Annotated in this window: 20 protein-coding genes; 14 read left to right on the top strand and 6 right to left on the bottom strand. The window is 44.6% G+C overall.

Features of this window, described 5'->3' with window-relative positions:
- The first annotated feature begins 175 nt into the window (after positions 1 to 175).
- Positions 176 to 871 carry a DUF4369 domain-containing protein gene (locus tag WKT20_RS09725; protein WP_022054774.1) on the top strand — a complete coding sequence of 232 codons (696 nt, stop codon included), beginning with the start codon at positions 176 to 178 and terminating at the stop codon, positions 869 to 871.
- A 44-nt stretch (positions 872 to 915) separates the two neighbouring features.
- On the opposite strand, the gene WKT20_RS09720 is transcribed toward WKT20_RS09725, so the two are convergent.
- The 5 genes from WKT20_RS09720 to WKT20_RS09700 are packed head-to-tail and all read right to left on the bottom strand — an operon-like array spanning position 916 to position 5,875.
- Positions 916 to 1,665: a lysophospholipid acyltransferase family protein gene (locus WKT20_RS09720; RefSeq protein ID WP_340417295.1), complete on the bottom strand. Its 750-nt coding sequence runs from the start codon at positions 1,663 to 1,665 to the stop codon at positions 916 to 918.
- A gap of 13 nt (positions 1,666 to 1,678) precedes the next feature.
- Positions 1,679 to 2,848 carry a metallophosphoesterase gene (locus tag WKT20_RS09715; RefSeq protein WP_117701390.1) on the bottom strand — a complete coding sequence of 390 codons (1,170 nt, stop codon included), beginning with the start codon at positions 2,846 to 2,848 and terminating at the stop codon, positions 1,679 to 1,681.
- 14 nt (positions 2,849 to 2,862) lie between these two features.
- Complete coding sequence (locus tag WKT20_RS09710) at positions 2,863 to 3,768, bottom strand: vitamin B12 dependent-methionine synthase activation domain-containing protein (RefSeq protein WP_118163043.1); 906 nt, start codon at positions 3,766 to 3,768, stop codon at positions 2,863 to 2,865.
- Positions 3,769 to 3,778: 10 nt separating this feature from the next.
- Entirely contained in the window at positions 3,779 to 5,119 is a 1,341-nt protein-coding gene (locus tag WKT20_RS09705; protein WP_340417294.1) for a dihydroorotase, read from the bottom strand.
- A gap of 9 nt (positions 5,120 to 5,128) precedes the next feature.
- The gene (locus WKT20_RS09700) at positions 5,129 to 5,875 is read right to left on the bottom strand and encodes a polyprenol monophosphomannose synthase (RefSeq protein WP_117701397.1); all 747 of its coding nucleotides are present in this window, start codon (positions 5,873 to 5,875) and stop codon (positions 5,129 to 5,131) included.
- Positions 5,876 to 6,271: 396 nt separating this feature from the next.
- On the opposite strand from WKT20_RS09700, the gene coaW reads away from it, so the two are divergent.
- A complete protein-coding gene (coaW, locus tag WKT20_RS09695; protein WP_118162985.1) occupies positions 6,272 to 7,108 on the top strand; it encodes a type II pantothenate kinase in 837 nt (278 codons plus the stop codon).
- Positions 7,109 to 7,152: 44 nt separating this feature from the next.
- On the opposite strand, the gene WKT20_RS09690 is transcribed toward coaW, so the two are convergent.
- Positions 7,153 to 9,318 (bottom strand): tetratricopeptide repeat protein, encoded by a 2,166-nt coding sequence (locus WKT20_RS09690; RefSeq protein ID WP_340417293.1) that lies wholly within the window; start codon positions 9,316 to 9,318, stop codon positions 7,153 to 7,155.
- Positions 9,319 to 9,671: 353 nt separating this feature from the next.
- On the opposite strand from WKT20_RS09690, the gene WKT20_RS09685 reads away from it, so the two are divergent.
- From WKT20_RS09685 to WKT20_RS09630, 12 genes are all read left to right on the top strand, one after another.
- Positions 9,672 to 10,256 carry a hypothetical protein gene (locus tag WKT20_RS09685; protein ID WP_259300749.1) on the top strand — a complete coding sequence of 195 codons (585 nt, stop codon included), beginning with the start codon at positions 9,672 to 9,674 and terminating at the stop codon, positions 10,254 to 10,256.
- 26 nt (positions 10,257 to 10,282) lie between these two features.
- Complete coding sequence (locus WKT20_RS09680) at positions 10,283 to 10,780, top strand: sigma-70 family RNA polymerase sigma factor (RefSeq protein WP_340417292.1); 498 nt, start codon at positions 10,283 to 10,285, stop codon at positions 10,778 to 10,780.
- Positions 10,781 to 10,784: 4 nt separating this feature from the next.
- Positions 10,785 to 11,012 (top strand): hypothetical protein, encoded by a 228-nt coding sequence (locus WKT20_RS09675; protein ID WP_117701409.1) that lies wholly within the window; start codon positions 10,785 to 10,787, stop codon positions 11,010 to 11,012.
- 69 nt (positions 11,013 to 11,081) lie between these two features.
- A complete protein-coding gene (locus WKT20_RS09670; RefSeq protein ID WP_340417291.1) occupies positions 11,082 to 11,837 on the top strand; it encodes a carboxypeptidase-like regulatory domain-containing protein in 756 nt (251 codons plus the stop codon).
- Complete coding sequence (locus tag WKT20_RS09665) at positions 11,830 to 11,985, top strand: hypothetical protein (RefSeq protein WP_340417290.1); 156 nt, start codon at positions 11,830 to 11,832, stop codon at positions 11,983 to 11,985. Before WKT20_RS09670 ends, WKT20_RS09665 begins: the two co-directional genes overlap by 8 nt.
- A 30-nt stretch (positions 11,986 to 12,015) precedes the next feature.
- The gene (locus WKT20_RS09660) at positions 12,016 to 12,648 is read left to right on the top strand and encodes a hypothetical protein (protein WP_340417289.1); all 633 of its coding nucleotides are present in this window, start codon (positions 12,016 to 12,018) and stop codon (positions 12,646 to 12,648) included.
- A 47-nt stretch (positions 12,649 to 12,695) separates the two neighbouring features.
- Positions 12,696 to 12,836: a hypothetical protein gene (locus tag WKT20_RS09655; protein WP_182423981.1), complete on the top strand. Its 141-nt coding sequence runs from the start codon at positions 12,696 to 12,698 to the stop codon at positions 12,834 to 12,836.
- 12 nt (positions 12,837 to 12,848) lie between these two features.
- Entirely contained in the window at positions 12,849 to 13,001 is a 153-nt protein-coding gene (locus WKT20_RS09650) for a hypothetical protein (protein ID WP_181976291.1), read from the top strand.
- A gap of 60 nt (positions 13,002 to 13,061) precedes the next feature.
- Positions 13,062 to 13,415 carry a hypothetical protein gene (locus tag WKT20_RS09645; protein ID WP_340417288.1) on the top strand — a complete coding sequence of 118 codons (354 nt, stop codon included), beginning with the start codon at positions 13,062 to 13,064 and terminating at the stop codon, positions 13,413 to 13,415.
- A gap of 84 nt (positions 13,416 to 13,499) precedes the next feature.
- Positions 13,500 to 16,868, top strand: a complete 3,369-nt coding sequence (gene mfd / locus WKT20_RS09640; RefSeq protein ID WP_340417287.1) for a transcription-repair coupling factor — start codon at positions 13,500 to 13,502, stop codon at positions 16,866 to 16,868.
- Positions 16,869 to 17,001: 133 nt separating this feature from the next.
- Positions 17,002 to 18,288: a histidine-type phosphatase gene (locus WKT20_RS09635; protein WP_117701418.1), complete on the top strand. Its 1,287-nt coding sequence runs from the start codon at positions 17,002 to 17,004 to the stop codon at positions 18,286 to 18,288.
- Between the two features lie 164 nt (positions 18,289 to 18,452).
- Complete coding sequence (locus tag WKT20_RS09630) at positions 18,453 to 21,107, top strand: TonB-dependent receptor domain-containing protein (RefSeq protein ID WP_118163006.1); 2,655 nt, start codon at positions 18,453 to 18,455, stop codon at positions 21,105 to 21,107.
- Positions 21,108 to 21,152 lie beyond the last annotated feature (45 nt).

The following is a 21,152-nucleotide window of genomic DNA, read 5'->3' as shown; positions in this document are numbered from 1 at the left end:
TGTTATGTATAGTGTTAAAATATAGATTGCACAAAAATAGTAAAAAAACGCACACCATTTTCACACAGGTTACTTAAAAGGTAATAAACCACTATCTTAGTATAAATTTTGATAATATATTTCGGTGCTTCCTTGAAAGATTATACCTTTGCCCACAAATTTAAAAGGTTTCAGCATGTATAAACTTTATTTTTTCCTGTTGTGTGCCATGCTTTGCACCTCTTGCAGTAAGAAATATAAGATAGAAGGTACTTCGTCTGTTTCTATGTTGGACGGCAAAATGCTGTTTATAAAAATCCCGGTGGGTGATAAATTGGTCAACATTGATTCGGCAGAAGTAATTCATGGCTTATTCGAAATGCAGGGAAAGGTTGATTCCACGGTTTTAGCTTCATTGTATATGGATGATGAGTGCATCATGCCTTTAGTGATAGAACCGGGCCACATTGATATTCAGATAGACAATGCGGGAATTACCATCAAGGGGACTCCATTGAACGACTGTTTCAATGATTTTGTGGTACAGAAAAACTCGCTCGATGACCGTGCTTACGAAGTAGAGCGCGAGGAAAGTCGCATGATTATGGATGGAAAGGATTTGCAGACGGTGCATCAGGAAATCCAGAAAAAACGTGACGAGATAGCTACGGAGATGAACCAGCTGGCCAAGACTTTTATTCAGGACAATTACGAGAATGTATTGGGACCGGGATTGTTCATTATGTTGGGTAACAGCATGCCCTATCCCTTCATGACTCCGTTGATGCAGGAAATCGTTGACGCGGCTCCTGAAGCGTTCAAGAACAATTACATGGTGAAGGAATATGTGTCTGTGGCACGTGAAAATATGTCGCATGCTCCCCTTCATTAAAAAGAAAATCGGGTAAGAAATTCTTCCTACCCGATATTTATTTTTTATTCTCCACTTTTCTTTTCTCCTTTGTATTTTTCCGGCAAACCTTTTTCAATGGCCTGATAGGATTCTTCCATCAGCATGGTTTGGTTTTCTTGTCCTCTTCCTTGCGGATAGATGGGCTGATGGATGGTCAGCTTCAACGGATGCCAGGAGAGCAGTTTACCCGTGCGCGGTAAAATATCAAAAGAACCGCTAATACTCATCGGTACGACCGGAAGCTGCAACTGGTCAGCTAGCAGGAAAGCCCCTTTCTTAAACTCGTTCATGCGACCAGTAAAGGTTCTTCTGCCTTCCGGAAATACCACGAGTGAAGTACCTCCTTGTAAGATTTTTTCTGCACGCTTGATGGTTTCATACACTTTGCGTGGACTGGATTTGTCTACAAAAATGAAACCGGCCGATTCGCAGGCTTTTCCGACGAAAGGAATGCTGCGCAGGCTTTTCTTCATCATCCATTTAAAGTTTCTTCCCAAGAATCCGTAGATAAGGAATATGTCGAACGCTCCCTGATGGTTGGCTACGAATACATACGATGTTTTGTGGTCAATGTTTTTGTGTCCTTCCACTTTCACCGGAAGCAAAAACAGAAAACAAGTGAGTTGTGACCATATTTTCCCCGGGTAATATCCCCAGAAGTGTCCGTTGCCCAGCCAGCATCCCAGCATGGTGGTCAGTGCGGTCAGAATGGTCAGCACAAGAAAAATGGGAAGCCCGATACAGATTTGATAAATGATGTATAAGAATCTCATAAGTGTGATAGATTTATTGGATTGATTTGTTATTTCCTTTTTTTAGTGTGAGGACGGTAATTTCCGGCCAGGCACCCAGCCGCATGGGGAAAAGCACATAGCCTAACCCAATGTTGACGTATAGTCCCCGGTTGCCTTCCAGATACATACCTCTGTGTTCCGGATAGATAAACTTGGACACTGAAAAGCCGAACAGGCTGATTTGCATGTCGTGGGTATGACCTGACAAGGTAAGCTGTACCGAGGTCTCCGGAAGCACTTTCCGACGCCAATGTGTCGGGTCATGACTTAGCAGCACCTTGAACATGCCGTCTGTGCCTTGCAGAGCCTTGGGCAAGTCGCCTCTGTCAGGGAAAGGTGGTTTCCCGCTGTTTTCCACACCAACTATAGCAATGGAATCAGTACCTTTATATATAATACGGTGGTCATTTTGCAGCATGAACCATCCCATACGGTTTTCGCGTGCAATCAGGCTGTCTACGTTAGCCAGACGGGCCTGCTCGTTTTCCCATTTTACGTAGGAGCCATAGTCGTGATTACCCAATACGGAATACACTCCGTCGCGCGCTTTCAGTTGTGAGAACACAGGCATAAATTCCAGCAATTCGTCAGCGCGACTGTTCACGAGGTCGCCAGTGAATACAGCCAGGTCTGCATCTTGCCGGTTGCAAATATCGATGGCTTCCTGAAGTGCCTTTCCATTTCCTTTCCAGCTTCCAGAGTGGATGTCCGACAATTGCAGAATGCGATAGCCATCGAATGCATCCGGAAGGTTGGGCGAGTAGAATGTAACTTCTTTTACTTGAAAATTTTCCTTTCCCTTAATGGCTCCAAACAATACATATCCGAAAGCAAACAATGCGGGTGCCAGTGAAATCCATCCATGAGGAATAGGGCGCTTTATCAATCTTCTGATCAGTTTCAGCAGAATACTGGTCAGCATGAATATCATTTTAGGAATAGTGAAGCATAGAGCAACAATCAGGTAAGTCCCGAAATATTCATGTAAACTGTCATGTCCAACAAGGAAAACTACTAATGCGAGCAATAGTAATAAGGTGGGCAGCCAGTAGGCACGTTTCCACTTCTTATCGTGCAGGCTGGTCAAATAGGTCTTGTATATATACCAGTCTGGTAGCAGAAACAAGGCCAAAAATATCAGTGACACTCTTAGTAGAATCATATTTGCTATTCATTTTAGGGTTGCAGATTGGCTGCGAGGTATTTTCGCAGTACGTCGGCATCTATATTCCGGCGGGAAGCGTAGTCCATGAGTTGTTCCTCGTCTATTTTTCCAACCGAAAAATAGCGTGAAGCCGGATGGGCAAACATCAGTCCGCATACCGAGGCATGAGGTTGCATCATTCCGTTCTCTGTCAGATGTATGCCGATGCGTTTCATGTCAATAAGCTTGTCGAGCAGAAAACTGACTGATATGTCGGGCAGGGAAGGATAGCCTACAGCAGGACGTATGCCCTGATAGTCTTCGTTGAGCAACTGTTTCATGGTCAGCTTTTCGTCCTTGGCGTATCCCCATACCTCTTTGCGCAGGGTTTCGTGTATCTTTTCAGCAGCGGCTTCTGCCAGTCTTTCCCCAAGTGTTTTGATGAGCAAGGACTGGTAGTCGTCATGGCTGAATTCTTCTTCCATGGCCGGATCGATGGTCGTGGCGAATCCTCCTACCGTATCCTTGATACCGGAAGAAAGGGGACGGACAAAGTCACTCAGGCAGAGAAACGGGTCGTCGGGGCGGACGCGGGTCTGCTGGCGGAGCAGAGGAAATAATGTGCCCTCTAACCATAGGTTGTCGCCCTCGGCATTGGCTTCCATCAGGCGATAAATGGCATAGACCTTGTATTTCCCGTCGATTTTGTTCAGCATGCGTACTGCTTCTTTGTGCAGTTGCATGGCTTCGGCAGCTTTGGCGCGTTCAGCTTCGGGAAATGAAGCCAGCCACCCGGCGCGGCAGGCATCACAGCCATGAATGTCGGCAATGGCTGCATAGCGTGGCTGAAACCCCCATGCGTGGAAAAAATAAATCCAGTTGATGTATTCAGCCAGGTCGTGTATGTCGTAACGGACGGTCGTGATGTCTGTTTTCATTCGCTTTCTTTTAACGTTCAAACCGAAGGGCTTGTCCACGGTGTGCTTTGTTTACTTTTCCATTCTCGTAAACTGCCGTACCGTTGACAAATGTCTTTTCTACCTGTGCATGGAAGGTGCGGCCTTCCATCGGACTCCATCCACACTTGCTTTCAATGCAGTCGGTTGTTACAGTCCATTCTTTATGTGGATTCAGCAGAACAAGGTCGGCCTGATAGCCCGGTCGGATAAACCCTCTTTGGCTAATCTGGTAAAGCTGGGCCGGTGCGTGACACATTTTCTGAACTAACTGTTCGATAGACAGGACACCTTTGTGTACCAGTTCGTAGATGCTGACCAATGAGAACTGCAGGGTCGGCATGCCTGATACGGCTTTCAGTGCTCCTCCTTCTTTTTCACTCAACAGGTGAGGTGCATGGTCGGTAGCGATGACGTCGATCAGGTTAGTGCTCAGAGCCTTTCTCAGCGCATCACGGTCGGCTTTTGTCTTGATGCTGGGATTGCACTTGATGCGTGCCCCTAGTTGCGCATAGTCTTCATCGCAGAACATAAGGTGCGATACGCAGGCTTCTGCCGTAATTTTCTTTTCTTGGAGCGGGCGGTCTTCTAACAGGCCCAATTCACGTGCCGTGCTGATGTGAAGTATGTGCAGGCGGGCACCTGTTTCTTTCGCTAACTGTACGGCGAGTGCCGAAGAATGGTAACAGGCTTCCTCGCTGCGTATCAGCGGATGGAAAGAAATGTCCAGATCTTCGCCATATTGCTGTTTGAGACGTTCGGTATTTTCGCGGATAATCTGCTGGTCTTCACAGTGAGTCGCAATCAGCATACCTGCCTCGGAAAATATTTTTTTCAAGGCTTCCATGCGGTCGACCAGCATATTCCCGGTGCTGGCTCCCATAAACAGTTTCACACCGCATACGTGTGTTTTGTCCAATGCTTTCAGTTGGTCGGCATTGTTGTTCGTAGCCCCAAAATAGAAAGAATAGTTGACAATGCATTTAGTGGCTGCATCCTGGAATTTATTGTCCAGTGCTTCGAGTGTGGTAGTCTGAGGGTTGCAGTTCGGCATATCCATGAACGAAGTTACTCCACCAGCCGCAGCCGCAGCTGTTTCGGTAGCCATGTCTGCTTTGTGAGTAAGTCCCGGATCGCGGAAATGCACATGGTCATCTATCACTCCTGGCAGCAGAAAGCATCCTTGTGCATCAATTTCTTCTTCACAGTCGGCAGCGGGTTTGCCGTCTCCTTCAATGACCTCTTGTATCTTTTCTCCTTCAATCACCACAGAACCGGCAAAACGGCGTCCTTCATTTACGATGATTGCATGATGTATCCACGTACGTTTCATAAGTACTTTTTAATTAGCATGTTTGGGATATTTCTTGAGCCAGCTGTCCCATTTCAGTTGGATGACACCGAATACGGCCTCCCCAAAGATGCTGCTGTTCATTTTGGAAGTACCTAATTCGCGGTTGATAAAGATAACAGGTACTTCTGTAATATGGAAACCGCATTTGTAAGCGGTAAATTTCATTTCAATTTGGAAAGCATACCCTTTGAAGCGGATATGGTCCAGGTGGATGGTCTCAAGTACTTTACGGCGGTAACATACAAAGCCGGCAGTGGTGTCATGAATGGGCAGTCCGGTAATGAACCGCACATATTTAGAAGCAAAGTAGGACATCAGTACTCTTCCCATGGGCCAGTTGACCACATTTACTCCACTTACGTAGCGTGAACCGATGGATACATCAGCTCCCTCTTCATGGCAAGCCTTGTAAAGTCTTGGCAGGTCATTGGGGTTATGGCTGAAGTCGGCATCCATTTCAAAGATGTAGTCGTATCCCTTTTCGATAGACCATTTGAAGCCGGTAATATAAGCAGTTCCCAGCCCGAGTTTGCCTTTTCGTTCAATCATAAACAAACGTTCGGGGAAATCTTTTTGGAGACGGCGTACGATGTCGGCTGTTCCGTCGGGAGAGTTGTCTTCGATGACTAGAATGTGGAATGTTTTCTCAAGTCCGAATACCGCCCGGATTATATTTTCGATGTTTTCCTTCTCATTGTAAGTAGGAATAATCACAATACTGTCACTTGTCTGCATGGTGTTTCATTTATATCTTTGCAAAGATAGAAATAAAAATGTGATTCCTTTTCGTGCTCCGAATTTTTCTTTCCAAAAACGCAAGTGCGTTTAAGAGCAAACGCCTAAGTGTTTTAGTTGAAACATAAGTACATTTTGAATCAAGCGTAAGTGCGTTTGATTCAAAACGCTTGGACGTTTGGGAACATGCGTTTAAGTGCTCTTGAAAAGTCTTGAAAATAAGCGTTTTTCTTTTCGGAACTTTGCAAAAAAAGCAAAGTGTCTTTTCATTCGAAAGTGGGCTACATAGGGAAAGGCTTTCAAATTTTTATAAAAAAGTAACAGAAGTGTCTGCTTTCCCGAAAAAAGTTTGTAGACTTGCGCCCATATTGTAAAAATAGCAAAATCTTTTAAGTTATGATAATAGGAATAGATGTGGGAGGAAGTACCACCAAGATTGTCGGGGTGAAAGACGGTGAAATAAAGCATCCGATGTTTGTGACTGCCAAGGACCCTGTCACTTCGTTGTTTGGTGCATTCGGAAAATATATATACGACCATTCCATCCAGCTTTCGGAGGTGGAGCAGGTAATGCTGACCGGAGTGGGAAGTTCATACATTCAGCAGCCCTTGTACGGTCTGCCTACGGCTCGTACGGATGAATTTATCGCCAACGGCCTGAGTGCCCAGTATGCCACGGGGCTGGACCGGCTCATGGTGGTGAGTATGGGAACGGGTACTTCCTTTGTGAAAGTGGAACACGATGTGATTCGCCATGTGGGCGGAATCGGTATCGGGGGAGGTACACTGATGGGATTGTCGCGTCTGTTGTTGCATACGCAGGACATTCTGTGGGTGTCAGAACTGGCTGGAAAAGGTAATTTGCAGAACGTGGACTTACAGATTCAAGATATTTGTCAGACTTCCTTGCCCGGATTGCCGCTTGATGCCACGGCTTCCTTGTTGGGAAAATTAGATAACAATGTATCTCCCGAAGATTTGGCTTTGGGCTTGATGCACATGGTATTGCAGTCCATCGGGCAGGCAGCCGTACTTTCAGCATTGGAAATGGGAATCCGTGATTTTGTGCTGATTGGCAATCTGACACAATTGCCTCAATGCCGTCCGGTTTTCGATACCATTGCGCAGATGTATGATGTGCGTTTTATCATTCCAGCAAATGCGGAATATCAGACGGCCATAGGAGCTGCATTGGCTTATATCAAAAAAATAGAAACAAGTCCGGTAGGGTGATAAGCTTTATCGGACTTGTTTCTATTGGTATATCTTATGTGCTGTTATTTCTGGCGCAGGATATCGTCCATCAGGTAAACCTGACTTTCTGACAGACCCTGTGCTGTCAGCGCATCTTTGTCGGCCAGAAACTGTGAGATGAACTCCTCGTCCGATTTGCAGGCTGTTTCCGCTTTCCGGTAGTGAATTAGTGCCTGAGGTATATTCCCCATAGCCAGATACACGTGGCCTGAGTTTAGCCAGTCATTGGCTTGTGGGTTTTCCAGAGCGAGCAACTTTTCATACATCCGGACAGCTTCTTCGTACTTCCCGGACATGAAGTAGCACCATCCGATGGCACGCCGTGCCTTTTCCGGATGTGTTTCCAGAAATTCCACCTTATAGAAAACCTTAATGGCCTCCGGATAATTCTTCAGTGCCGCAAGGCATTGTCCGGTTTGCATCAGGATGTGCAGGTTGTCTGGATCGAACTCAAGCACTTTCTGAAAGCAGAAAGCAGCTTGAGAGTAATTACCCGACAGTTTGTGACACTGTGCCAGATGCTTGAGTGTCCATAAATGGTTGGCCTTTAGTGCGTCTGCCTGCACGTATGCTTTTACCGCTTTATCATAAAGCTTGTTTTTCTGGTAGGCGAATCCTAGTTTTTGCCAGGTTTCTGCATTCGCCGGATCTTGTTGAGCCAGACTTTCATAAAGTTCGGCAGCTTCTTGCATGTATCCTTTTGAAAAAAGATATCCGGCAATCTGGTTATGATACGTTCCTTTCAGTATCAAGGGGCGGAGCAAGGTGTTGTTCCAGAAGTCCAGTTTTTCACGGAAAATGTCTTGCATTTCCTGTTTGAATCTCCATAATTTATAAAACCGGTATAAATTGTGGATATATTGCCGTTGTATGGCATTGATTTTCTGTTCTTCCGGATTTTCACTTGTTTCCAGTTCCTTGGGAATCAATTCTTCTCCTTTCATGTGCGAACGCATGAATGTCTGCTGGTCATGAGGCAACGACTGCATGGCCAGACAGAAAGAGAATTTATCGGAATCGCAGAACATCTGTGAGTTAATCATGAGTCCGAACAACGATTTTTCATTGAATTCCTTGTCTTTGAAAATCTGGTATAAATCGGGCACTTTCATGCTGAACAGGTAAAACCAGTGGGCTGCTTCCTGAAAGAACGGGAAGGTCTTGAGTTGTGAAAAGGCAGTCATGTAGGTATCAGCTCCTTCCATTTGCAGCTCTCCCAATTCACGAATGTGGCTGTTTATTTGTTCCATGTCTTTCTGCCATTCCGGATTGAGGTCTTCGATGTCTTCTATCTCAATGACTTTTGACTCTGAATTTCTGAGATTGGGATTGCGCATCATTTGGGGAATAATCTCCTCCCTCATTTTTTTATCTATTTTCTCCGTTTCGCGTGAAAGAAGGAAAATAATCTGTATATCGTGCAATTGTTTCAATGCTGTAGGGTCATCTTCCATCAGCTTCAAGGCAGAAACCAGTTCCGGATAGAGTTTAATCCGGTCAGTCTGGAAATAGGTGGCAAGAGCAATTCCTGTCAATGCCCGCTGGGTAACAGCCGGTTCTTGGGTTTGCTGATAGGCTGTGAGTAACAGCAGGAATTTTCGGCTGTCAAAGAGCTGAAGCAGATTGAGCGTGACGGCACTCATCATTACTGCTTTGTCGTTGGTGGCCATAGACGGAGAAAGTAGAAGTTCACGGGCTTCCTGATAGTCTTCTTCACTCCATTGTGTAGATACCCATATCTTATTGAATAATTCATCGACTGTATTTTTGTGAAGCGTGTAGCATTGTAATTTTTGAGCTTCTTCTTCCTCTGTGTTTTGGGGAGTGGCAGACGTGTGCTTAGCTGCTTCCAGCATGAAGCCGATTTCCTTGAATGAGTGTGGAGGAGTTTGAGAAAATTTACGGAATTTATCGGCAAAATAGCCATACGCTTTTTCCCAGTCTTTCAGGAAATAAGTCTTGTCAGCCAGTTCATATCCCTTGCAAAGCAACTGGTTATAAATTGTTTCACGTTGTGGGTCTTGTGTGCCCATTGCCATGTATTGAAGCATATATTCATAAGTCGTCTGTTGGGTTTCAACCTGTGCCTTTAGTTCCCAGTTATTAAGCGTGTTTGCCGATTCCTTAATTTGGGTAAACGCTTCTTTTAATCTTTTCTCGTTTAACAGTTGAATGATTTCCTTATGCATGATGTCGTTTCAGAAGTCTTATAAAATACAATCAGAAAAATACCTTAGTAAAAAACTTTTTCCTGTAGACAAAAGTAATAATTATTTCTCACTTTTTGTCGGTAGAATATTGATAAATGAAAAAAAGTCAGTTACAGATGTTTTTATTTAAGCTTCATTATCAGGTATTTAATGGGATGTGGAGATTTTTTTCAAAAAAAATGATTTTTCGGATAGGGGTTTTACCTAAGAACTGCGTTATGAAGACAAAACCACCAGGCCGGGTGAAACAACAGAGAATTAAACGTAAGACTTTTTAAAACTAAAAAAACTAGACATTATGAAAATTCAATTGATTGCTTTATTCTTTGTGTATGTTGACAAGTACAAATCTGGTAAAAGGACAGGGTTTTACTCCTTCTGAAAATAAACACGAAATACGTTTGTCTGTCAGTGACGGGTTGACTCAGGGTACGGTAGATATACTGGGAATGGGATTAGTTGATGCAGTGACAGGAAGCAAGCGGACCGATGAAAATTACAGTCTGGTATATGGCTTTGGCTATCGCTATTCTTTAGGGCGTTTCAAGGTAGGAACTGATTTGGGCTTTTCTACTTCCAGCAGTAAGTTGGCATTGGCGGGTGAGCAGACTCCTTCATTGAAAGAAAGCAATGTAAACTTCCTGGTTCTTCCTGCTGCTGAATTTGTATATTATAAAAGAGGCTTGTTTGAATTATATGGAACAGCGGCAGCCGGTGTAAACCTGAGTCGTCACAAAGAAACAGTTTTGACGGAAACAGGAAAAAAAGCCGCAAAGAAAGCCGATTTGAGCACTTCTTTTGCCTACCAGGTAAATCCGATAGCCTTGCGAGTAGGAAATGACCGGATTGGTGGTTTTGTAGAAGCAGGATTAGGAAATAAAGGCTTCTTGACAGCAGGTGTAAGTTTGAAATTCTGATTATTTGTATTGACAGAATCATGATAATGAGTGCCGATAGAAAGGACATATTCAAATCTCGGTTTCAGGAACATTATTCAAGGCTGTGCTGTATAGCCTATGGATATGTTTCTGACCAGGATGATGCGGAAGATATTGTGCAGGAACTGTTTATCAGCGTATGGAACAAGCGTTTGGATAGTATGCCTGAAAAGGAGTTTGCTGCTTATATGACGACTTCCGTGAGAAACAGTTGTGTATCCTTTCTGCGGAAGCGTAGGGATGATACGGTGTCGATAGACGCATATCCGGCTTCTGCCAGTTGCATGCCGGACGAAGGTCCTGAAGAAGGTAAAACCCTTCAGAATATAATGGAATCGGCGCCAGATACTCTACCTGCCAGATGCCGGGAAGTTTTTTTGCTGGCTAAACTCCATGGACTGAAATATCGTGAAATTGCTGAAAAACTGGAAGTGTCAGAGCATGGAGCACTGCTGGTGACAGTGGCTGTCATTATATTGTCCATTATTATAAATTGTGAATAAGACTATGAGTAACAAGGAAGATATCAACCAACTACTGGCCCGCTATTTTACGGGTGAAACGCTGAGTCTTGTTCAGCAACAGGAACTGGATGCATGGATTGCGTCGCATCAACAGGAATTTGAGCAGATGCGCAGATTGATGAATACTCCGATGGAGACTTCTGCAGAAATTCATTTTGATGCGGGTAAGGCCTGGCAAAAAATTGAGCCGCGCCTGGAAAACCGGACATAGCCGGAGAACTGGCTTTTCTTTGTGGATGTAAATGCGAGACATTGGTGAAAGGAAAACATTACAGATTATATGAAAAGTAAATGGCTGTTCCTCTTGCTGTGGATGTGCGTGATAGTACGGCCGGAAGCATGGGGACAGGAAGTCAAATCAGCGAATACGGTAGCGGAAGAGTGGATACAGGTGAGCTCCTCTTCCGCTACCGTATTGCAGTGGTTTGAATGGATTGAAAAAAGTACGGGAATCGTATTGTCATATAATCCGGCACAGATGGAACTGGGGGATGTATGCCGGATAGAGCATGGGGGAAAAATGACTGTGGAGACACTTGTGCGTCGCATTCTCTCCGGTTATCAGATGAAAATTGCTGTAGTACCTCCTCGGAAGCTGGTGATTCATGCACGGAAGATTGAAAGTTATGATGTCAGCGGTACGGTGTCCGAAGAGGACAGCGAAGAACGTTTGTATGGGGCGGTCGTTACATTGGAGGATAAAGATGGAAAACAATGGAATACTATTTCGAACGGGAAAGGTATTTTCCGTTTGCATGTACCCGAAGGAACATACACGTTGAAAACTTCTTATATGGGCTATGCTCCGCAGTCACAGTCGGTTAGGGTAACGAGAGATTGCTTTGTGCGTACTTGTCTGAAACCGTTGTTGTTTGAGATAGAAGAAGTTACCGTGGAGTCGGGTAAACGGGAAAATGAATTGGGAGAACTGACTCCATCCAACTTGCTGGCTTTTAGTGGAGGTGATTTGTTTTCACAGATATGGATTCTGCCGGGGGGGGACTTCTTCCTTGGCTGGCCAGAATTTTATGGTTGATGGAGGAGGATATGATGAAAATCAGCTACTGCTGGATGGCGTGCCGGTTTTTCATCCCGGACATTTCAGTTCGCTTTTACCTGTGTTCAATGGAGATGCCGTGAAGAATATGGTCTTTCATAAAGGTTTTTTCCCGACTCCTCTGTAGGGGCGTATTTCGTCGGTCACGGAAGTCAATTTGAAAGAAGGAAATAAAAAGGAGCATGTACGTACATTGACGTTGGACATGCCGGCTGCCTCCGTCATGCTTGAGGGACCGATTATCAAGAATAAACTATCGTACATGGTTGGTGCACGTAGAAGCTGGCTGGATTTCTTTGACAGTCTTTTGTCGGAGGAAAATCGTTTGAATCACTCTACTTATGATTATAATGCCAAGTTATCGTATAACTTGTCTCCTGTTACCATGATGAATTTTCTGGCCTACGGTGCCCGGGATGATTTTCATTTACCCATCGAGGAAAACGGAGAAAATGTGTCAGTGTTGCGTTGGGACAATCAGGCCTATCAGCTCTCGTTTGCCACGCAGAAGGGAAGACTGGGAAATAACGTGACGACGGATTTTAGCTATTCGCTGGAGAATCTTTATCATGCGCGCTGGGGAGTGAAATATGCGTATGAAGTCTACGATTTGGTGTCGCAAGGTGAAGAGATGCGGGTACGGCATGAGCCGGTGAATCAGGTGTCGATTTATTATGACAACCTGTTGCGCATTTCTCCAGAATTCTCAGTGCAGGTGGGTTGCATGGAGTGGCCTATTGCCCACAGCACCACCGGTCGTACTATAGTATTCAGCCACGTCTGTCGGTGAAATACTTCCCGTCGGAAAGAAATCTGCTTTATCTGAACATTTCGAAGATGGAGCAGTTTTATCATTTCCTTCGTTTCGACAGCTTCTCTTTACCCACAGATTTCAGAATGCCCAGCATTGACAGTTTCAAGCCTCGCTCTTCCGAGCATTATGAGATGGGTTGGAAACATTTTATGGATTCGGGATAGTGTGAAGTCTCTGTGTACTATAAGACAAGACGGAATGTGCTGGCCTTGCGCCCGGACACGTGGGTTGAAGATGAGAGCTGGCAGAAATACTTGATGGTAGGAAATGGAGACAGTTATGGGGTAAAGGGATATTTGTATCAGCACTGGAAGCGTTGGAGTCTGTAACTGTCGTATGCTTACTCTCGAAGCCGGGAGTGGTTTGGTGAATTGCCGGAAAAAGGGAAGGTGCCCTCTTTGTACGATGTACCTCATCAGTTGGGAGGAGCTTTGTCGTATCAGCTGACGACTCGTTCTTCTTTCTCTGTTGGAGGGATGTTGCGTTCCGGAAAAGTCCGGTTCTTGAATGAAGATTATGGGCCTTTGTCGGTGGACGATTTTCGTGAAAAGCGTGAGCCGCTGAACTACCGGGTAGATGTGGGCTATTCTTACCGGAAATCATTCGGTGAGAAATTGCTGTTGCTTCGTCTGGGCGTGTATAATGTCGTGGGAAACCCTTCCGAAGAGGATATTTTGAGTTTTTATTCCGTGCACTGGAGAGGAAATTGTTTGCCGTACGGAAGCATCAGCTTCAAATTTTAAGGAAGAGTTGCTGCGGTATTCTTTGTTTTTTGTGCGCATATTCAAACGAGATTGCTTATTTTTGCAGCATCTATTGATGAGACAATGAGTATAAAAGAGCTTCAAGAGGTATATGCCAAGCATCCTAATGTGGCAGGCTTGGCTTCTTTACGTAAAAATAAGGATATAAAGACTGTTTATTTGGAAGGTATGCACGGCTCGTGTGCTTCCTTGTTTGCTTCGGTATCGGTCAAGACGATGCCGGGGATTCATGTGTTTATACTGAATGATTTGGAGGAAGCCGGGTATTTTTATCATGACCTGGTGCAGGTGGACGGAGAGGCTGATATTCTATTTTTCCCGTCTTCTTACCGTCGTGCCATCAAATACGGACAGAAAGATGCAGCCAATGAAATTCTTCGCACGGAAGTGCTGAGCAGACTGGAGCAGAAGAAGCCGGTCACGGTAGTCACTTATCCGGAAGCTTTGGCAGAGAAAGTGATCTCACGGAAACGACTCTCGGATGCGATGCTGACTTTGAAAGTGGGACAGCAGGAAGATACGGTCAAACTGATGGAGACGCTTTCCAAGTATGGGTTTGAGCATGTGGACTATGTCTATGAGCCGGGGCAGTTCGCCTTACGCGGCAGCATTCTTGATGTGTATTCTTTTGCATCGGAATATCCGTACCGAATTGACTTTTTCGGAGATGAAATTGATAGTTTGCGTACGTTTGAAGTAGAGACTCAGTTGTCAAAAGAAAAGAAAGATTCTATCTGTATTGTACCTGAACTTTCAGGAACGGAAGGAGCGGATATTTGTTTTCTGGATTTCGTGGATAAAGACGCTACGCTGTGGGTAAAAGATTTGCTTTGGGTGCGTGAACGCATTCAGGTCGTACACGATGAGGCGGTTTCTCCTCAGGCACTGAAAGCATATGAAGGCGAGCAGACGGAACTGATGAATTTGTCCAAAAAACTGATTGACGGAGCCGAGTTCACGGTGCGTGCCCTTGATTTCTTCCGGGTAGATTTCGGACATAAAGCCTTAGGAACTCCGCAGGCACGCTTGTCGTTCGAGACCTCCGTACAACCAATTTTCCACAAGAATTTTGATTTGGTTGCAAGTTCTTTCACCGATTTCCTGCAACGGAAATACCGTCTGTATATCTGCTCGGACAGCATGAAGCAAACGGAACGTCTGAAAGATATATTCAAGGAAAGAGGCGATGACATTACCTTTGAACCAGTAGACCGTACGTTGCATGAAGGGTTTGTGGACCATGCGTTGCGGGTTTGTGTGTTCACGGACCATCAGATATTCGACCGTTTCCATAAATACAACCTTCGCAGTGACAAGGCACGTAGTGGAAAAGTGGCATTGTCGCTCAAGGAGCTGAATATGTTTGAACCGGGCGATTATGTGGTACATATCGACCACGGTATCGGACGGTTTGCAGGACTGGTGCGTATTCCGAACGGAAACACTACGCAAGAAGTCATCAAACTGGTATACCAGAATGAGGATGTGGTGTTTGTGTCCATTCATTCATTACATAAAATCTCCAAGTACAAAGGAAAAGAAGGAGAACAGCCCCGTATCAGTAAGCTGGGCACAGGAGCCTGGGAAAAAATCAAGGAACGGACGAAGACTAAAATCAAGGATATTGCCCGTGATTTGATTAAACTTTATTCTCAGCGTAAACAGGAGAAAGGGTTTAAATATAGTCCGGACAGCTTTTTGCAGCACGAACTGGAGGCCAGTTTCTTGTATGAAGATACTCCGGATCAGTTAAAGGCTACTCAGGAAGTAAAGGCGGACATGGAAAGTGATAAGCCGATGGACCGTCTTGTCTGTGGTGACGTGGGTTTTGGTAAGACAGAGGTCGCTATCCGTGCCGCATTTAAGGCAGTGACTGACAACAAGCAGGTAGCGGTGCTGGTGCCGACTACGGTACTGGCTTATCAGCACTTCCAGACTTTCAAGAAACGTCTGGAGGATATGCCTTGTAAGGTGGAATACCTGAGCCGGGCACGTACGGCAAAGGATACAAGCCGTATTCTGAAAGAGTTGGCCGACGGTAAAATCAATATCCTTATCGGTACGCATAAGATTATTGGCAAAAGTGTCAAATTCAAGGATTTGGGTCTGCTTATCATTGACGAGGAGCAGAAGTTTGGCGTAAGTGTGAAGGAAAAGCTTCGCCAGTTGAAGGTCAATGTAGATACGCTGACACTGACGGCGACTCCTATTCCGCGTACGCTTCAGTTCTCTTTGATGGGGGCCAGAGACTTGTCTGTCATCCAGACGCCTCCTCCCAACCGTTACCCTATTCAGACAGAAGTGCATACATTCAATGAAGAAATTATATCCGAAGCTATCAATTTTGAGATGAGCCGCAACGGGCAGGTTTTCTTTGTGAACAACCGCATTCAGAATCTGGTGGAGCTGAAGGCGATGATTCTGCGAAATATACCGGATTGCCGAGTATGTATCGGGCACGGACAGATGCAGCCGGAAGAACTGGAGAAGATTATTTTCGACTTTGTCAATTATGATTATGATGTCTTGTTGGCCACAACGATTATTGAGAGTGGAATTGACATACCTAATGCCAACACCATCATTATCAATCAGGCGCAGAATTTTGGATTGAGCGACTTGCATCAGATGCGCGGACGAGTGGGACGAGGCAACAAGAAAGCATTCTGTTATTTGCTGGCACCACCTTTGTCGTCGCTTACACCGGAAGCCAGACGCCGCTTGCAGGCCATTGAGAATTTCAGCGATTTGGGTAGTGGCATTCACATTGCCATGCAGGATTTGGACATCCGTGGAGCTGGAAATATGTTGGGTGCAGAACAGAGTGGTTTTATTGCAGACTTGGGATATGAAACTTATCAGAAGATTCTGAATGAAGCGGTTACTGAACTGAAGAATGAGGAATTTGCCGATTTGTATGCTGAGGAAATCAAAGCGGGTGAAGAAAAAATCAGCGGAGAGGAGTTTGTGGATGAATGTACGGTGGAAAGTGACCTGGAGTTGCTCTTCCCGAATGAGTACATTCCAAGCAGTAGTGAGCGAATGTTGCTGTATCGTGAACTGGATAAACTTGAACTGGATAAGGATGTGGAAACCTTTAAGGCCAAGCTGGTTGACCGATTCGGGAAAATACCGCCAGAAGGGGAAGAGTTGTTGCGTATTGTTCCGTTGAGACGTTTGGCCAAGCGTTTGGGGGTGGAAAAAGTGGTATTAAAGGCAGAGCGGATGACGCTCTACTTCGTCAGCAACTTGGATAGTCCGTATTATCAGAGTATGGCTTTCGGCAAGTTTATTGATTACATGGCCAAGAATCCTCGTTATTGCAATCTGAGAGAGCAGAACGGACGGCGCAGCATGGTGGTATCGAAAGTGACAGATGTGAAGAGTGCGGTAAGCATCTTGCAGGAAATTGTCAGTATAGAAGCAAAGTAGCCGTTTTCTCAAAGTAGTGACAAGAGGATTTCATTTCTGTTTCATGGGAAGTGTTTTCATGATTTTCCAAGTTGCATAAGAGAGGATTAAGTGGAGTAATGGTGTAACTTCACGCCTAAAATTTGGAAAATATATGAAGAAAAGAGGATGGATTGTGCTGTTCCTGGCTTTTCCTTTGTGGGGGCAGGGACAAAGTGCACGTGAGGAGATTGGAAAGAATCCGGCATTGGCTGCAGGAAAATATTATGCTTATCAGACTCCGGAGGAGAAGTTGACTCCGGCTCCTGCTGGATATGAACCTTTTTATATATCCATGTTTGCCCGGCATGGCTCCCGGTATCTTACAAAAGAGAAGAAATATGCCGCGCCGTTGTCACTCCTTCTTGAGGCAGACGAGGAGGGAGTGTTGACCCCAGATGGAAAGCGTGTGCTGAAGGTGGTGGCTTCTCTGGCCCAGGAGGCAGAGGGACGCTATGGAGAGTTGACTCCGAAGGGAGCACAGCAGCATCGGGAATTGATAGACCGGATGTTCCACCGTTACCCTGAGGTGTTCAGTGACGGTACGCATGTGGATGCACGCTCCACATACAAGACCCGTGCTTTTCTTTCCATGGCTGCCGGATGCGTGGAATTGAAAGGTTTGAACCCTAAACTAAATGTTACGACACAGACCAGTGAAGCGGATGCTTATTATATAAAGTATAAGAATCCTTTGTATGAAGCACAGCATTTGGAGAATGTGGATTCTGTGTATCGTGCTGCCGATAGTGTTTATGTACATCCGGAACGATTGATGAAACAGATTTTCCGTGACTCTGTTTACGTGGAAAAGCATGTGGATGCCGCAAAACTGATGATAGACTTGTTCGAACTTCATGGCATCAGTCAAAGTAGTTACAAGCAACCGGATCTTTCTTTTTTATTTACTCCCGAAGAACAATATGATTTGTGGCAACGGAATAATTTTGAATGGTATTACGAAAAAGGGCCTTCTCCGTTGAGCGATGCGTGTATGTATAAGCTGGAAAGAAATCTGCTGAATAATTTCATAGAAACAGCCGATACGGTAATTGCTTCCCGGAAAAATGCAGTGACGTTACGTTACGGGCATGATACGAATCTGGCTCCATTGGCCACGCTGATGGGAATGAACGCACTGCAAAAGGAAACTGCCGATTGGAATAAAATAGCGGATACATATCGCACTTATCGCCTGATTCCGATGTGTGGTAATGTTCAGCTTATTTTCTATCGAAAACGAGGCAGTCAGGATATTTTGGTGAAATTGCTGCTGAATGAGCGTGAAGTCGCACTCCCTTTGCAGACAGATGTCTCACCTTATTATCATTGGAACGATGTAAGGGAATACTGGAAGCGGGTTGTAAAAGGAATTTCCCTTCCAGAAAGTAAGGATAAATAATCGTATTTGTAATATGTTTGTAAAAAGAGGTATTTGCGGGCTGGACCTGAAAGTACCTCTTTTTATTGTAAAGGATATTGGGCGTAAATGTAACACAATAGAAATCTCTATGCAATACCTATGAAAATCATACGGGATACTTTTGCGGCAAATAAGGAAAGCAAATGAAATTTAAGATTGTATTGGTATTGTTATCACTGATGTCGGCTGGAGTTCAAGCTGGTGTGATAAAAGGTAAAATTAAGGATGCACAGACTGGAGAGGAGATTATAGGTGCATCGGTGATTGTAAAGGAAGACCCAGGAAAAGGAACGGTAACCGGATTGGACGGAAGTTTTAATCTGTCGGTGAACAGAGACAAATATACGTTGGTCTGTTCTTATGTGGGCTATAAAAAATATGAAGTCAGCATAGCAGCAGATAAGAAAGAAATTGTAATTCCTTTGAAAAGTGACGATGTCGCTTTGGATGAAGTGGTGGTGGTAGCTTCTAATCCGGGAAGAACGGAAGCTGGTGCAAGAGGTATTGAACGTCAGGCTATGAACGTGGTGAATGTGATGAGTGCGAAGGCGATAGAGCTTTCTCCGGATATTACGGTAGCCAACGTGATTCAGCGAATGTCTGGTGTGACAATTGAACGTAACAGTAGCGGTGAGGGACAGTATGCGATTCTTCGTGGTATGGATAAGCGCTACAACTATACCTTGGTAAACGGAGTAAAAATTCCGAGTCCGGACAACAAGAACCGTTTTGTGCCACTGGATATTTTCCCGTCAGAAATGTTGGACCGTCTGGAAGTGACCAAATCTTTGACTGCCAACATGGAGGGTGACGGAATCGGTGGAGCTGTTAATCTGATTATGAAGGATGCGCCTTCTGAACGTCAGTTTACAGCGAATCTGTCAACCGGTTACAATGCAATGTATTTTGACCGCGATTTCCAGTCGTTCAATCATGGAGCGATTGTGAAGAAATCTCCTTACGAGCAGATGGGCATGCCGGAAGACAGCCGTGTGACAATGGATAACTTTACGACAGATAATCTGCGGATGAAATGGAACAAACCATTGCCCGATTTGACTGCCGGATTATCTTACGGTGACCGCTTCTTTAACAATAAATTGGGTGTGATGCTGGCAGGTAGTTACCTGAATACGTATAGAGGAAAAGAAAGCCAGCTGTATTATCAGCCGGGAACAGCCCATAATGGTATCGAATACCGAAATTATTCTTCGCAACAGACTCGTATCGGGGCACATGCCAAGCTGGATTATCATATCAATGCCAATCATAAACTGACCTGGTATAATGGATATATGGATATGAGAGAAACAGAAGTACGTGACGGGCATGACGATAAGGAAGGAGCTGTACGTATGAAGTGGAATCATCAGTATATTATCAATTCCACGCTGAAAGGTGAGCATGCCTTTCTGGAAGGCGGTGTGCTTCGTTTGAATTGGTCGGCTGTACTTTCAAAGGCATACAGTGAAACACCGGATAATGCGGAAATCTTTTTTCTGGGTAATCATGTACAGACTTCTGGAGCAGCAATCCGCCGTTGGGAACATAACTCCGATAAGGACAAGGCAGGATACCTTGATTTGATGTATAAGTTGAAACTGGATGGAGGTTCTGTATTCGACTTCTCAGTAGGAGGTATGTACCGTGATAAGAAACGTGACAGCTTTTTCAATGAATATACTTTTAACTCTGCTACGGGAGTGAAAGATCCGCAGTATCAGGGAGAGGACTGGAATAACTACGATGAAATCTTGTTTACCCCGCTTAAATACGGTAACATCAGTGACCCGTTAAACTATGATGCCACTGAAAAGATTGGTGCAGGGTATGGAATGGTGAAATACACATACCAGAAATGGGAATTTATTGCCGGAGTTCGTGTGGAACATACCAATCAAGGTTACACTTTGAAGTTCCCTACAGAAAATACAGATCCTGAAGGATACCAGAAATATACGGATGTATTGCCGAGCTTCCATGTAAAATATGGAGTACATAAAAATGCGAATCTGCGTTTCTCGTATGCCCGTTCCATCAATCGTCCCAGCTTCTTTGAGATTGTTCCTTACAGCATTATCAATGAAGATTATAAAGAAAAAGGAAATCCGGATTTGAAGCATACGGTAGCCGATAACCTCGATTTGCGTTATGAATTCTTCCCGAAATCATCCGAGCAGTTCATGGTGGGTATGTTTTACAAGAAACTGAAGAATCCGATTGAATACGGATTGCTGAACGAAGGACAGGATACCTATTATAAGCCGATGAATTTTGGTAATGCTACCAACTTGGGAGTAGAAGTGGATGTAATGAAATATTTTAACTGGTTTGGAATAAAAGCCAATTATACTTACACGCATTCTTCCATTACGACCGAAAAGCGAATTATGGATGGAAATGATGTGAAGGCATGCACTCAGACACGTCCGTTGTTTGGTCAGGCTGCCCATGTAGCTAACCTGTCATTGCTGTTCAAAAGCACTAAATATGGCTGGGAAGGACAGATTGCCGGAAGTTATACCGGAAAGCGCTTGAGCGATATTTCTAACTGGTATGATGACGATATATGGGAAGATGGCTATATGCAGTTGGATGCTTCTGTAGAGAAAAGTTTTAAGAACGGTATCAGCCTTTTTGCCAAGGCATCTAACTTGCTGGATACTCCTTTGATTCGCTTTATTCAAAGTGGCCCTCGTACGGAGAATGTCAATTCCGAACGTAATAATGGCAATGTGATAGAACGAAAGGAATGGCACGGACAGTCATTTATGCTGGGAATCAGATACAAACTATAATAAAGAGATAAAGAACTATATTGACTAACGTTTCTAAATTATTAC

The sequence above is a fragment of the Phocaeicola sp. ICN-14070 genome (assembly GCF_037892625.1).
Classification (GTDB): Bacteria; Bacteroidota; Bacteroidia; order Bacteroidales; family Bacteroidaceae; genus Phocaeicola; species Phocaeicola plebeius.
The sequence above is the reverse complement of the archived record's forward strand: the minus strand, read 5'-3'. Positions and strand labels throughout refer to the sequence as shown.

Excerpts from the sequence above, each read along its gene's own strand:
- WKT20_RS09725 (WP_022054774.1), top strand. The coding sequence starts at position 176 with ATGTATAAACTTTATTTTTTCCTGTTGTGTGCCATGCTTTGCACCTCT.
- WKT20_RS09720 (WP_340417295.1), bottom strand. The coding sequence starts at position 1,665 with ATGAGATTCTTATACATCATTTATCAAATCTGTATCGGGCTTCCCATT.
- WKT20_RS09715 (WP_117701390.1), bottom strand. The coding sequence starts at position 2,848 with ATGATTCTACTAAGAGTGTCACTGATATTTTTGGCCTTGTTTCTGCTA.
- WKT20_RS09710 (WP_118163043.1), bottom strand. The coding sequence starts at position 3,768 with ATGAAAACAGACATCACGACCGTCCGTTACGACATACACGACCTGGCT.
- WKT20_RS09705 (WP_340417294.1), bottom strand. The coding sequence starts at position 5,119 with ATGAAACGTACGTGGATACATCATGCAATCATCGTAAATGAAGGACGC.
- WKT20_RS09700 (WP_117701397.1), bottom strand. The coding sequence starts at position 5,875 with ATGCAGACAAGTGACAGTATTGTGATTATTCCTACTTACAATGAGAAG.
- coaW (WP_118162985.1), top strand. The coding sequence starts at position 6,272 with ATGATAATAGGAATAGATGTGGGAGGAAGTACCACCAAGATTGTCGGG.
- WKT20_RS09690 (WP_340417293.1), bottom strand. The coding sequence starts at position 9,318 with ATGCATAAGGAAATCATTCAACTGTTAAACGAGAAAAGATTAAAAGAA.
- WKT20_RS09685 (WP_259300749.1), top strand. The coding sequence starts at position 9,672 with ATGTTGACAAGTACAAATCTGGTAAAAGGACAGGGTTTTACTCCTTCT.
- WKT20_RS09680 (WP_340417292.1), top strand. The coding sequence starts at position 10,283 with ATGAGTGCCGATAGAAAGGACATATTCAAATCTCGGTTTCAGGAACAT.
- WKT20_RS09675 (WP_117701409.1), top strand. The coding sequence starts at position 10,785 with ATGAGTAACAAGGAAGATATCAACCAACTACTGGCCCGCTATTTTACG.
- WKT20_RS09670 (WP_340417291.1), top strand. The coding sequence starts at position 11,082 with ATGAAAAGTAAATGGCTGTTCCTCTTGCTGTGGATGTGCGTGATAGTA.
- WKT20_RS09665 (WP_340417290.1), top strand. The coding sequence starts at position 11,830 with ATGGTTGATGGAGGAGGATATGATGAAAATCAGCTACTGCTGGATGGC.
- WKT20_RS09655 (WP_182423981.1), top strand. The coding sequence starts at position 12,696 with ATGGAGCAGTTTTATCATTTCCTTCGTTTCGACAGCTTCTCTTTACCC.
- mfd (WP_340417287.1), top strand. The coding sequence starts at position 13,500 with ATGAGTATAAAAGAGCTTCAAGAGGTATATGCCAAGCATCCTAATGTG.
- WKT20_RS09635 (WP_117701418.1), top strand. The coding sequence starts at position 17,002 with ATGAAGAAAAGAGGATGGATTGTGCTGTTCCTGGCTTTTCCTTTGTGG.
- WKT20_RS09630 (WP_118163006.1), top strand. The coding sequence starts at position 18,453 with ATGAAATTTAAGATTGTATTGGTATTGTTATCACTGATGTCGGCTGGA.